Here is a 12,946-nt window from a genome sequence, read left to right as displayed (position 1 = left end):
TGGCGCGGCCGTGGTCCCGGAGAACGGTGGAGGGAGCGCGAGGTGCTCCCTGGGCGGGCGCACCCGTGGCGTGCTGACCACGAGGTGAGCATGCGGTGGCCGTGACGGGTCGGGTCCGGGCGCACCCGGTGCTGGCGTTCTGCACCGGCACAGCGCGCTCACCGTGAGCCTCGTCGTCGGCGCGCTGTGGGCGCTGTGGCACCTGCCGCTCATCATGGGCGGGGACCCGACGATGTCCGCCTGTCCCGTGCTGCCCTTCGTCGTCTGGATGATCGCCGAGGCGGTGCTCTGCACCTGGCTGTACAACAGCGCCCGCGGCAGCCTGCTCGTCGCTGTCCTGCGCCACGGCATCTCCAACGTGCTGGACGTCCTCAGCTCGGCCCCATGGATGACCGCCACCGTCACGGTCACGGCGGCGGTGCTCGTCATCGCGGTCTTCGGACCCGAGCGCCTCTGCCGGACGGGTCGCCGGGCGATGCGGCCGACGACGACAGCCTCCTCGGCTCCCACCGTCGGCACGTAGCGTGCCGGCGCACGTCAGCTCCTGCCGCGCGGGTCCGCGACGACCACGCAGGTCATACGGGCAGTGCACAGGCGACGGCCCTGCTTGTCCGTGACCGCAACCTCGTAGCTCGCCAGCGTGCGGCCCAGGTGGAGCGCGGTCGCGACCGCGGTGACGGCACCTTCGGAGGCGCTGCGGTGGTGACTGGCGTTCAGCTCAACGCCGAGAGCGACCTTCCCCTGGCCCGCATGGACGTTCGCGGCCGCCGAGGCGACCGTCTCGGCGAGCGCCGCGGAGGCGCCGCCGTGCAGGATGCCGTGGGGTTGGGTGTTGCCCTCCACGGGCATCGTCGCCACGGCCCGCTCCGGGCCGAGCTCGCTGAACGTGATGCCGAGGCGGTCGCTGAGTGCCCCGCCGTCCGTGACAGGCCAGCCGTCGGGACGCGCGCCGGGGGCCGTGGTGGTGTCCTGCTTCATGGTGGTCAGCGTGCCACGGACAGGGCGTTCTCCGACTCTTCCGTCACCGAGTGCCCCGGAGGCGCGCCGCTGAGGCCGGACGACGAGTTCTGCCGATCGCCCCGGTGTGTTCACGAGGAACGGCGGCTCCCGCGTAACGCAGGCGCACTTCCGACCACCACTGTCTAGCGCAGCTCGGGAACCATCGCGCGGTACTGCTCGATCATCTCCATGTTCGTCGGTCCGGTCGTGTTGGCGCTGCGCCAGAACGGGGTCTGCGGCTCCAGCTCCGAGCACAGCACGAGAAGCGCGTCCCACAGCAGGGCGTCGCACAGCGACGACGGTGTCGTGATGACCGACCGCGGCGTCCTTGACGAGCCTGTCGCCGAGCCCAGGTCGCCGCTCCGCGACGGTGGAGCGGTCGGCCCCGTTGAGTGGTAGCAGCTCGGCGTCCCAGAGCGGCCGGACGAAGGGCAGCCCGCCGGCACGGTAGAAGGTCTCGAGCACGCTCGCGAGGGAGTGTCCCGAGCCTGCCGCGTACACGAGACCACCGTGCCGCGCCGACTCGAGGACCGCCGCGGCCGCCAGCCGCAGCTGACCGGCATTCGCGTCGACCATGCCATGGAGGTGCTCGGTGCTGGCGCGGGCGAACCGCTGCAGAGCGTCCACCTGCGTGGGACTCGAGCGGGGCCGCCCTCTCCCCCCGTGAGGACGGCCCCGCGTCACTCACCCGGCGTCGCCGCCGGGCAGCCTCACGCCCCGCAGCCCCACGGCGGCCTGCCGAGCCCGCGCTCGAGCGCCTTGGCGTTGCCGCCGGAGCCGCCGGGCGGCGTCGTCGGCGCGTGGCCGGGCGTCTCGCACTCCGGCACCTCCGCCTCGGGCACGGTGACGGTGACCTCCTCCGTCACGCCGTTGACCGTGAGCCGCACGGTCGCGGTCCCGGAGCCGACGGCGGTGAGCTCGCCCGTGGCGGGGTTGAGTCGCAGCACCGACGCACCGCCCTCGAGCTCCGTGCCCGAGGCAGGGGCGATCGTCACGCCCTCCCCCGACCAGTCGGCGCTCATCGGCCAGGCGACGGGCACCTGGCGCCCGCCGTCCTGCGTGACCGTCCCGGTCACGACGGCGGTCTCGCCGAGCGCCAGCTCCGCCGGCACGTCGAGCACGAGCGAGTCGACGCGGGCGTGGACCTCGGCGCGCAGCCACTGCAGCCGGTCGGTCACGGGCACAGGGTTCGCCCCGACGACGCCCTCGGCCGGGTCGACGCCGAGCAGCGTCCATCCGGTGAAGCCGCCCTTGTCCGGCGTGGAGGCCGGCGACTTGCCGGAGTTGCCGTTGACGACGTTCGAGACGCCCTCGAAGCTGCGGGCGTGGAAGGCGCCGACGTGCGCGTTGACCGCCGCGACGGACTTCCCGGACCTCGCCCGGAAGTCACCGAGCAGCGCGTCGAGCGCCGCGGCCTCGTGCCGGTCGGAGATCTGCGAGGCGTCCGCGGGCAGCGGGTCCTCGGTCGGGTGGTGGAAGAACACCACCACGCCGGTGAGCGTCGGGTCGGACGCGACCTCGGCGAGGGAGTCCTCCAGGAGCCGGATCTGGTCGAGCCCGCCGGCCCGCAGCGAGCCGGCAGAGGTGTCCAGGGTGATGACCCGCGTGCCGTCAACGTCCACCACGTTCTGCGCCGGCCCGAACGCCGCCTCGAACTCCTCGATCGAGCCGCCCATGATCTCGTGGTTGCCGGGCACGTAGAGGTACGGCACGGCGTCGCCGACCTCCTCGTCGAGCACACGCCTCGCGAGGTCGAAGTCGACCGGTGCTCCCTCGTCGACCAGGTCGCCGTTGATGACCAGGAGGTCCGGGTCCTCCGCGACGATCTCCTGCAAGGTGCGCCGCGCGGCCGCGACGGTGTCCGACCCCGGCGCCCGGCCGACGAACTGCGCGTCGGACATGACCGCGATCCGCTGGGCGAAGCCGTCCACGGTGCCGTCGGTGACGATCACCGGATCGTGCACGGGCACGGCCACCGGCTGCTCTACGTCGGGCGCGACGACGGCGCGGATGTCGGTGAAGGTGATGTCGCCCCGGTAGCTCGCGGTGGACCGCGTCTCCATGATCCGCACCCGCTCGAGCGTGAGGGGGAACGGTGTGCCCGCCGGGACGGTGAACGTGGTCTCCTTCCAGCCCTCCCAGGTGATCATGGGGCCGTCGAGCTGCTTGACCACCCCGTCGCCGTCGCGCACCTGCAGGCGCGGCCAGGCGCCGGTGGCGTCGCCGTCGATCAGCATCGTGATGGCCTGCGGCTGGCCGGGCACGGGGATCGGGGCCGGCGCGACGGCGTAGGAGCCGCGCGTCGCCGTCGAGGTGGTGAAGTCGTGGGTCAGTCGGAGCGCGGGCTGGCCGTCGGGGCCCTGGGCCACCGTGAGCGCCCCCGAGGCGCGGGCCTGCTCGAAGCGCCAGGACGCGCCGTCGGCAAGGTCCGTGACGGGCTTGGTGGTCAGCCCCACGGTGACGGGCACCTGCACGACCGTGCCGGCGACCGCGAGCTGGACGACGGCGGAGCCGGACGCGGTCGTCGCGGTGACCGTGAAGGCGTCCAGACCGGCCGGCTCGATGGTGAAGCCGCCGGGAACGGATGCCTCGACGTCGGCGATCTCGATCGGCGCGGAGAACCCGTCGGCGTCGTGGCCGGTGAGGCGGATGGTGGCGGTGTCACCCTCGCCCTCCATGGCGATCTGCTGCGTGGAGGCGGTGACGTGGTCGAGCGGGCCGAGCACCGTGAGGTTGGTGGCACCGGTGAGGCCGGACGCCTTGAACGTGACGGTGGCCGGACCGGGCGTGACGCCTTCCAGGACCGCGCCGGTCCTCGTCTGCTCCGCAACGACGGCGTTGGCGTCCTTGCCGTTCGGCAGCGAACCGGGCGAGGTGACGGTGAACCGCCCACGGGCGTCGGTGCCGGCGAGCTGCTCCGACAGCCCGACGCCCTCGACGGTGCGGCGCAGCCCGGGGAGGACGTGGTGGGCGTCCTCGCCGTCGAGCACCGGGCGGACCGCGACGTCAGTGAGCTTCGCGGTGTCCGCGGAGGAGAAGAAGGCCAGGGAGTTCGCGACCACGCGCTGCGAGCCGTCCGACGGCACGTTGACGAGCTCGACGTCCGTGCCGCCGGCCGGGCGGGCGACCATGGTGGTGGACCCGCCGCCGTCGATGTTCACGGCGTTGTGCGCGCCGAGGTCGATCATGAGCTCGGCCATCTCCACGCGCGTCAGACCGCGGGCCGTCGCGCTGCGGCCGTCGACCGTGGCCACGATGAGCTCGGAGCCGTCCTCGGTCAGCCCCAGCACGGTGCGGGCGGCGACGGGCTCGTCGGGGAAGTCGGCGAGCGCGCCGTCGAGGACCAGCGGGACGTTGCCGCCGATGCCCAGGTCGACGTCGGAGCTCGGCTCCACCGTGATCTCGACCGCCTGGGCGACCTCGAGGGCCCGGAGTGCCCGGGCGCCGGCGCCGCGGCCGAGGAGGATCTGTCCGCCGTCGGGGAAGACCGGCTCGCCCGCGGTGTCGGCGACGGCGGTGACCACCCCGCCGGAGACGACGGCGGTCGCGACGTCGGTCTCGCCGGGCAGGCCGGCGGGCCGGTCCAGGGAGGCGCTCCCCCACCGTTCGTTGTAGACCCCGATCGAGTTCGCCGGGACCGTGGCGCGGTTGAGGCCGGCGAGCTCGTGGGTCACGTCGCCGGCGGTGAGGGTGCCGGAGGCGGAGAGGTACTCGACGGCGGCGACGCCGTCGGTGAGCGTGAAGGCCGGGTAGGGCTGGCTGTAGCCGTTGATGATCTCGCCGTCGCTGACCGTGGTGAAGATCGGCGCGTTGGTGAAGTTCATGTCGAAGTGGTTGCCGTTGACGGCGGCGACCGCCCCGGAGCCCTTCACCTGGTCGAGCACGGTGGCCGGCGCGGTGGTGGTCCCGGAGTCGAGGACCCTCATGCTCAGGGTCGGCTCCGTGAGGTCCGCCCGGAGGATGTTGCCGGACGTCCAGCCCTTCTCCTCCAGGCGCTGGAAGCTCGTCAGGTCCAGGCCCGGCGCGACGGCGGTGGTGGAGACCTCGTGGAGCACCGAGCCGTCGGCCCCGAGGTCGAAGCCGCCGTCGTCGCCGACCGTGACGAGGTCGGCGAGGGCCTCGGCGCCGGCGATCTCGGCGGAGTCTGTGGTGGCGAGCGCGGGCAGGGCGCCCACGGTGGCGAGGCAGAGACCGGCGCCCGCGAGCGCGGCGGTCAGTCTTCGGGCGGGCAGGTGCACGGTTCCCCCGGGTGCTCGGACGTTCGCTGTGGTGTGCCCGGACGTCGTCGTCCGGCACGGTTCCCGACCGTAGTGAGCGCACATGGCCCGCGGGTGAACGGCCGGTGTGCGCTTGCGGTCACGGCCGGTTGCTGCCACCCGGTCCCCGGCCCGCCGGCCGAGAGGCGGCTCCCTCTCGAGGAGGAGGCGGCGTCGGCCCGTCGTCCTGAAGTCCCGCGCCAGGTCCGTTCTTCCGCGGGATCTGCCGGCACGCCGTCGTCCCTAGCGTCCTCCTCAGCAGCGACAGTCGCTGGCAGAGGCAGACAAGGAGCGGACCGTTGACGACGTCCACCACCCCGGCAGTACGGCGGAGCACCGCTCCGCAGCAGCTTCCCCCCGACTCGGTCCCCGCGGCGGCACGCGCCGCGGGCCTGACCAAGGTCTACGGCGACGGTGAGACCCGCGTCGTCGCCCTCGACGGCGTCGACGTCGTCTTCCCGCGCGGGGTCTTCACCGCGATCATGGGCCCGTCCGGGTCCGGCAAATCGACGCTCATGCACTGCATGGCCGGGCTCGACGAGGCCACCAGCGGCACGGCCTGGATCGGCGGGGTCGACCTGACGACGCTCAAGGACAGGCAGCTCACCGACCTGCGGCGGGACAAGGTCGGCTTCATCTTCCAGGCCTTCAACCTCATCCCCACGCTCACCGCGCTGGAGAACATCACCCTGCCGATGGACCTGGCCGGCCGGCGCGCGGACCAGGAATGGCTGGACGCGGTCGTCACCGCCGTCGGGCTGCAGCAGCGGCTCAGCCACCGGCCCAACCAGCTCTCGGGCGGCCAGCAGCAGCGGGTGGCGTGCGCCCGGGCGCTGGCCAGCCGGCCGGAGATCATCTTCGCGGACGAGCCGACGGGGAACCTCGACAGCCGCTCCGGCGCCGACGTCCTGGGCTTCCTGCGCACCTCGGTGCGCGAGCTGGGCCAGACCATCGTCATGGTGACGCACGACCCGGTCGCGGCGTCCTACGCCGACCAGGTGCTGTTCCTCGCCGACGGGCGGCTCGTCGACCAGATGGCCGACCCCACCGCCGACCGCGTCCTGGAGCGCATGAAGGCCTTCGACCCCGCCGGTGGTGCCTGATGCGCAAGCTCGCCCTCCGCAGCCTCATGGCGCACAAGCTGCGCCTCGCCCTCTCCGGTCTGGCCGTCGTGCTCGGCGTCGCGTTCGTCGCCGGCACGCTCGTCTTCACCGACACCCTGAGCCGGACCTTCACCGCGCTCTTCGAGAGCACCACCGCCGACGTCAACGTCACCGCCGCGAGCGCCTTCGACGCCCAGGGCCCCGGCATGGCCTCCGGCGTCCTGCTGCCCGAGTCGCTCGTCGACGAGGTCGCGGGGGTCGACGGCGTCGCCGCCGTCGCGGGCTACGTCCAGTCCGAGGGCGTCTACGTCATCGGCCCCGACGGCAAGGTCGTCGCCACCGGCGGCGCACCCGGCGTGGGCGTCGGCTGGAACACCGACGAGAACCTCGGGATGACCCTCTCCGACGGCCGGGCCCCCCGGGCGGACGACGAGGTCGTGCTCGACGAGACGACCGCCGAGAAGACCGGCTACGGCGTCGGCGACCGCGTCGACGTCCTGACCCCCGGCCCGCGGGTCGAGGCCACCGTCGTCGGGATCCTGCGTTTCGGGGAGAGCGGCGGCCTCGCCGGCGCGTCGCTGACCGCCTTCGAGCACACCGCCGCGCAGGAGCTGCTGGCCCGGCCCGGCACCGTCCACGGCCTGTCCGTGGAGGCGGCCGACGGCCTCGACGACGCGGTGGTGGCCGAGCGCATCGAGGAGGCCCTCGGCACGGGCTACGACGTGACAACCCGCACCGAGGAGGTGGAGGCGCAGAAGGAGCTCCTCGAGGGGCAGCTCAGCTTCATCAACATCTTCCTCATGGTCTTCGCCGGCGTCGCCCTGTTCGTCGGCAGCTTCATCATCCTCAACACGTTCGCGATGCTCGTGGCGCAGCGCACCCGCGAGCTCGCGCTCCTGCGGGCCCTCGGTGCCGGCCGCGGCCAGGTGACCCGCGTGGTGCTGGCCGAGGCGCTCGTGCTCGGGTTCCTCGGGTCGACCGTCGGTCTCTTCGCCGGCCTCGGGATCGCCTCGGGCCTGCGGGCCGCGTTCGGCACCATGGGACTGACGCTCGACGGCGGCCTGGTGATCCAGCTGACGACGGTCGTGGCCTCCTACGTCATCGGCGTCCTCGTCACGCTCGCCGCCGCGTACCGGCCGGCCCGCCGCGCCGCCAAGGTGGCGCCCGTGGCGGCGCTGCGCGACGACCAGGCGATGCCGGAGCGATCCCTGCGGCACCGCGCGGTCGGCGGCTCGATGCTCCTGCTCGCCGGCGGGGCCGGCCTGGTCGCCGGGCTCGTGCAGGACGACACGACGACGGCCGCGGCCCTCGTCGGTGGCGGCTCGCTCGCGCTGCTGGTGGCGGCGATCGTGCTCGGCCCGGTGCTGGCCGGCCCGTTCGTGCGGGGGGTCGGTGCGGTGCTGCCGCGGGTCTACGGTCCCGCCGGCAGGCTGGCGCGGGACAACGCGCTGCGCAACCCGCGCCGGTCGGCGGCCACCGCCTCGGCGCTCATGGTCGGCGCGACCCTGGTGTCGGCGTTCAGCATCATCGGTGCGTCGGCCGACGAGTCGATCGGCACCACGGTCGACGAGACGCTGCAGGCGGACTTCATCGTCTCGACGTCGGTGGGCCAGCCGTTCTCGCCGGCGATCGCGGAGGAGATGCGGAAGATCGACGGGCTGTCCTCGGTCGGGGTGTCCCGGCTGGCCTCCGCCCAGCTCGACGGCGAGGTCTCGACGTTCATGGCCGCCGACGAGGTCACCATGGCCGAGAGCATGGTGCTCGCCATGGTCGACGGCGAGCCCACCGGCGGCATGCTCGCCGACACGGCGACCGCGGAGGACCGCGGCTGGGAGATCGGCGACATCGTGCAGGCGGTCGGGGTCGACGGCAGCGAGCGCGGGATCACCCTGGTGGGCACATTCGAGGCCAACCCCGCCGTCGGCCCCATCGTGGTGCCGCTCGAGGACGTCGAGCAGCTCGGCGGCGACGCGCTCGACCGCTGGCTCTTCCTCGAGATGGCCGACGGCGCCGACACCGGGGCCGTGCGTGACGCGGCCGAGGCGGTGCTGGTGGACTACCCTGTCGTCACCGTCAAGGACCAGGCCGAGTTCACGCAGGAGCAGCAGGCCCAGGTCGGGCAGATCCTCATGCTGATCAACGCGATGCTGGTGCTCTCGGTGCTCATCGCGGTGCTGGGGATCGTCAACACCCTCGCGCTGTCGGTGATGGAGCGCACCCGCGAGGTCGGCCTGCTGCGGGCCGTGGGGATGTCCCGGCGGCAGCTGCGCCGGGCCGTGCGGCTCGAGGCGGTCCTGATCGCGCTGTTCGGCGCCACGCTCGGCCTGGTGCTCGGGGTCGCCTTCGGCACCAGCCTGGTGTCGGTGATGGAGGGTCAGGGCATCAGCGAGCTGGCCGTGCCCACGGTCCGGCTCGGCGGGCTCGTCGTCATCGCCGGCGTGGTCGGTGTGCTGGCGGCGGTCTGGCCCGCGCGCCGGGCGTCGCGGATGCCGGTGCTGGAGGCCATCGCGACCGCCTGACCGGTGGCCGCAGTCAGCCCGGAAGGGGCGTCCCGTGCGGGGCGCCCCTTCCGGCGCGTGCGGCGCCCCTTCCGGCGCGTGCGGCGGCGTCCCGCTCCCGCCGCACCAGCGCTGAGCGCGCCGGCGACCGGGTGCACGGGCCGGCGAGCACCGGGTCCGGCTGCGTCAGTCGACCCGTCAGTGACCCTCCGGAGATGAAGTCGGCCCACGCACACTAAATCTCCGGAGGACGACTTACGGACGGCAGAGGTGTGCGAGAAGCGACCGTGGTGTGACCTACGGGAGCGGCAGGTACGCGGTGACCTCGGTGCCCGCGCCCGGTTCGGAGGTGACCGTGAGGCTGCCGCCGCACAGGGTCATCCGTTCGCGCATGGTGCGCAGGCCGTGCCCGCCCGCGGCGCCCGTGGTGGGTGCGCCGCCGCGGCCGTCGTCACGCACGGACAGCATGAGCTCGCCGGGCCCGACACCGCCACTCGTCCCGGCACCGCCACTCGTCCCGGCACCGCCACTCGTCCCGGCACCGCCACTCGTCCCGGCACCGGCACTCCCCCCGGCACCGGCACTCCCCCCGGCAGCGACACCGCCCGCCCCGGTATGGGCGCCTTCACCGCCACTCTCCCCGGCACCGCTCCCGGCGAGGGTGAGCGAGATCGTCGCCCGCGCCGCCCGCGCGTGCTTGGCGGCGTTGTGCAGCGCCTCGCCCGCGACCCGCTCCAGGTGCTCGCAGGTGCGGCTCTCCAGCGAGGCCGCGTACGTCTGCGCGACGGGGTCCACGTCGACGTCGACCTCGAGGCCGTGGCGCTGCCACACCTCGCCCGCGAGCTTCCGCAGGTCCGCGACGAGGTCCCGGCCCGCCGTGGTGGTCGGCCTCAGCTCCGCCAGGAGGGCGCGCATGTCGGTGATCGCCTGCTGGGAGACGTCCTTGAGGCTGGCGGCCGCGGCCTGCAGCAGCGCCTCGTTGCCCGTGTCCAGCGCCTTCTCGATGATCTCGGCGCGCTGCCGCAGCACGAAGAGCGCGTGGCTGACGGAGTCGTGCAGGTCCCGGCCGATGCGCAGGCGCTCCGCGGCCGCGGCGGTCGTCTCGGCCTGCGACCTGAGCCTGGCCGAGGTCAGCGCCGCGCTGGCCTGGTCGGCGAGCGACGCCCAGAACTCGGTCTCCTCCTCGCTGGGCGACGTCACCTCCGGCGGCAGCAGGGCCACGAGGACGCCGACGAGGCGCCCGTCCGCGCGCAGCGGCACGAGGGCGGAGCCCTCCCACGGCACGTCGGTGCCGCCGACCAGTGCCGCCGTCGCCGGGTCGGCGAGCAGCCGCCGTCGGTGGTCGGCGAGCAGCACGGGTCGACGCCCGGTGAGCAGGTGCCGTTCGGGGAACTCCGTCAGCGGCAGCGCCAGCCCCTCGACCGCGGCGACGAGCGCGGGCCCCCAGGTCTCGCCGTCGTCGCTGTGCCCGATGATCCGCAGCGGCCCGAGACCGTCACCCGTGATCGCGTCGGACGCGGCCAGGACGAGGCACACGAAGGCCCGGGTGGTGGCCACGGCCGCCTGCGCGAGGGCGTTGATGATCCCCCGGGGGTCGCTCCCCTCGGCCAGGCGGGCCGCCGCGTCGGCCAGCGCGGACGCCTCGCGCTGGGCGCGGCGGATGCGGCTGGTGTCGTGGAAGATCGCCGGGGCCACCTCGCCGAGGGGCGTGCGCACCGCCGTCCCCGACCAGGTCATCTCGCGCTCCGTGCCGTCGTCGCGCACGACCGTGTTGGTGTAGAAACCGGTGTCGCCGTCGCGCTGGTCGATCTCCAGCGCGAGCAGCGCGTCACGCTCGTGCGGTGCGAACGAGAGCAGGTAGTCCTCGCCGTAGAGCTCCTCGAAGGACCTGCCCACGAGGCGGGCGCCCGCCGGGTTCAGGTAGAGCCAGGTGTGCTCGTCGCCGGTGATGCAGACGCCGTAGGAGCTCTTCTCAATGATGTCGACGAGGACGTCGATCCCGAGCGAGCGCAGCACCTCGTGACTCGCCGGTGGGCGGGCCCGTTCGAGGGTTCGCGGCGGCGGTTCGGCGGAGACCCCGTGGACCACAGCTGGATGCTAGCGACGGATCCTCCTTCAGGATGAGGTTTCGGGCTGCGCGGTCTTCATAAGGTTCTGGTGTGCGTCAGGAGCTGTGGGAGCGCTGCCGCCGGTGGCTGGGGCAGTCGCCGGTGCTGATCGACGCGCTCCTCGCCGCGTTCGTGACGCTGGTGGGGCTCGTCTCGCTCGCCGGCACCCAGGCCGGCCAGCACGCCCCCGACCTGCTCGGCGTCGTCCTCGTCCTCCTCAGCGGCCTGCCGGTGATCGTCCGCACGGCGGCCCCGATCGCCACGCTGGCCGTGACGCTGCTGGCCTCCCTGACGGTGTTCGGCCTGGGGTACGCGCAGGTCAACGGCGGTCTCGGCGCCCTGTTCTGCCTCTACTCCGTCGCTGCGCTGCGGCCCCGCCGGACCAGCGTCCCGGTGGGCCTCGCCACGCTGGTCGTTCTCGGGTTCGCGCTCGCGCTGGCGCCGGTGCCGGACGTCGCGCCGGTCGACGTGGCCGTCAACGTGCTGGCCTCCGCCCTGTTCTGGGGCGCGGGCGCCTGGTCCTACACCCGACGTCGGTACGTGCGCGGGCTGGAGGAGCGCAACGCCGCTCTGTTGCAGGCGCGGGAGTCGCAGGCGCGGGCGTCGCTCGTCGAGGCCCGCGGCGCCGTCGCCCGTGAGATCCAGGACGTCGTCGGCCACAGCGTGATGGCCATGACCGTCCAGGCGACGGCGGCCCGGCGTCTCCTGGCGCGCGACCCCCAGGCCGCCGACGCGGCACTCGCCCAGGTGGAGGGGCTCGGCCGGACCGCGATCGACGAGGTGCGCCGCGTGCTCGGGCTGCTCGGCGACGCCGCCCCGGCCGACACCCGGCCGCAGCCGGGCATGGACCAGATCGACAAGCTGGTCGACGACGCGCGCCGGGGCGGTCTGGACGTCGAGCTCCAGATGTCGGGCTTCGACTCCCCGGTCCCTCCCGGGGCCGGCCTGACGGTCTACCGGGTGGTCGAGGAGGCGCTGCGCAACGCGACGCAGCACGCGGGGCCGGCGCGCGTCGTCGTCACGCTGCGCCGGACCGACGCGCACGTCGAGGTCAGCGTGAGCGACGACGGACGGGGGGCGCCGAGCTGGCGTGCCGAGGAGGCCGGGCCTGCGACCGGGATGCTCTCGCTGACGGAACGGGTGGAGTCCTACGGCGGGAAGCTCACCGCGGGCCCGCGCCGGGGTGGAGGATTCGTCGTGACCGCTGCCATCCCGGCCGCGGACGCCGCTTCAGGTAGGAGTCGAATGTGATCAAGGTGCTGCTCGTGGACGACCAGCCGCTCCTGCGGACCGGGTTCTCGATGGTCCTGGAGTGCGAGCCCGACCTGACGGTCGTCGGCGAGGCCGCCGACGGCGCGGTCGCGCTGTCGCAGGTACGCGCGCTGCAGCCGGACGTCGTGCTGATGGACATCCGGATGCCCAACATGGACGGCATCGAGGCGACGCGGCGGCTCACCGCCGCCGGGCCGGTGCCGAAGGTGCTCGTGCTGACGACCTTCGACCACGACGAGTACGTGGTGGAGGCGCTGCGCGCCGGTGCCTCGGGCTTCCTGCTCAAGGACGTCCCTGCGGACGACCTTGTCGAGGCGGTCCGCGTCGTGCACCGCGGTGAGGCGATCGTGGCGCCCAGCGTCACCCGCCGGCTGCTGGACCGGTTCGCCGAGCAGCTGCCGACGGCGACCGCCCCGACAGTGGCGCCCGACTTCTCCGACCTCACCGAGCGCGAGCACGAGGTGCTGCTGCTGGTCGCGAAGGGCATGTCCAACGCCGAGATCGCCGCGCACCTCGTGGTCAGCGAGACCACCGTGAAGACCCACGTCAGCAACGTCCTGGCCAAGCTGGGCCTGCGCGACCGCGTCCAGGCCGTCGTGCTGGCCTACGAGTCGCGGCTGGTGGCGCCGAGCTGACGGGCACAGCCGGCGACGTGAAAGGGCCGATCCCGGAGGCAAATAGGGTTCACGCGTGACCGCGGTCGCCGCTAC

Annotated in this window: 8 protein-coding genes and 1 pseudogene; 5 read left to right on the top strand and 4 right to left on the bottom strand. The window is 73.6% G+C overall.

The window, feature by feature from the left end; translation table 11 throughout:
• The first annotated feature begins 163 nt into the window (after positions 1-163).
• A complete protein-coding gene (locus tag ATJ97_RS17895) occupies positions 164-523 on the top strand; it encodes a CPBP family glutamic-type intramembrane protease (RefSeq protein ID WP_170037564.1) in 360 nt (119 codons plus the stop codon).
• A gap of 14 nt (positions 524-537) precedes the next feature.
• Here ATJ97_RS17895 and ATJ97_RS20520 read toward each other — a convergent pair whose 3' ends face one another.
• From ATJ97_RS20520 to ATJ97_RS17885, 3 genes and pseudogenes are all read right to left on the bottom strand, one after another.
• On the bottom strand, positions 538-978 hold the full coding sequence (locus ATJ97_RS20520; RefSeq protein ID WP_170037689.1) for a PaaI family thioesterase: 441 nt from the start codon (positions 976-978) through the stop codon (positions 538-540).
• 321 nt (positions 979-1,299) lie between these two features.
• Positions 1,300-1,626: pseudogene (locus tag ATJ97_RS20790) on the bottom strand (SIS domain-containing protein); the annotation flags it as partial.
• Positions 1,627-1,709: 83 nt separating this feature from the next.
• Positions 1,710-5,237, bottom strand: a complete 3,528-nt coding sequence (locus ATJ97_RS17885) for a phosphodiester glycosidase family protein (protein WP_098484903.1) — start codon at positions 5,235-5,237, stop codon at positions 1,710-1,712.
• Between the two features lie 317 nt (positions 5,238-5,554).
• Between ATJ97_RS17885 and ATJ97_RS17880 the strand changes: the two genes are divergently transcribed.
• Both ATJ97_RS17880 and ATJ97_RS17875 read left to right on the top strand, forming a co-directional pair.
• On the top strand, positions 5,555-6,358 hold the full coding sequence (locus ATJ97_RS17880) for an ABC transporter ATP-binding protein (RefSeq protein ID WP_098484902.1): 804 nt from the start codon (positions 5,555-5,557) through the stop codon (positions 6,356-6,358).
• Positions 6,358-8,877 (top strand): ABC transporter permease, encoded by a 2,520-nt coding sequence (locus tag ATJ97_RS17875; RefSeq protein WP_098484901.1) that lies wholly within the window; start codon positions 6,358-6,360, stop codon positions 8,875-8,877. The genes ATJ97_RS17880 and ATJ97_RS17875 overlap by 1 nt, the downstream gene beginning before the upstream one ends.
• Positions 8,878-9,153: 276 nt before the next feature.
• Here ATJ97_RS17875 and ATJ97_RS20615 read toward each other — a convergent pair whose 3' ends face one another.
• Positions 9,154-10,944, bottom strand: a complete 1,791-nt coding sequence (locus ATJ97_RS20615) for a histidine kinase (RefSeq protein WP_098484900.1) — start codon at positions 10,942-10,944, stop codon at positions 9,154-9,156.
• 71 nt (positions 10,945-11,015) lie between these two features.
• Here ATJ97_RS20615 and ATJ97_RS17865 point away from each other — a divergent pair, with 71 nt between their 5' ends.
• Together ATJ97_RS17865 and ATJ97_RS17860 are read left to right on the top strand one after the other, a co-directional pair.
• The gene (locus ATJ97_RS17865) at positions 11,016-12,215 is read left to right on the top strand and encodes a sensor histidine kinase (RefSeq protein ID WP_098484899.1); all 1,200 of its coding nucleotides are present in this window, start codon (positions 11,016-11,018) and stop codon (positions 12,213-12,215) included.
• Entirely contained in the window at positions 12,212-12,871 is a 660-nt protein-coding gene (locus ATJ97_RS17860; protein ID WP_211287276.1) for a response regulator, read from the top strand. Before ATJ97_RS17865 ends, ATJ97_RS17860 begins: the two co-directional genes overlap by 4 nt.
• Positions 12,872-12,946: the final 75 nt, after the last annotated feature.

The sequence above is a fragment of the Georgenia soli genome (assembly GCF_002563695.1).
Classification (GTDB): domain Bacteria; phylum Actinomycetota; class Actinomycetes; order Actinomycetales; family Actinomycetaceae; genus Georgenia; species Georgenia soli.
This window is presented reverse-complemented; position numbering and strand designations above follow the sequence as displayed.

What these genes read in the sequence shown, in the direction of transcription:
- ATJ97_RS20520 (WP_170037689.1), bottom strand. Translation starts at nt 978, where the DNA reads ATGAAGCAGGACACCACCACGGCCCCCGGCGCGCGTCCCGACGGCTGG.
- ATJ97_RS17875 (WP_098484901.1), top strand. Translation starts at nt 6,358, where the DNA reads ATGCGCAAGCTCGCCCTCCGCAGCCTCATGGCGCACAAGCTGCGCCTC.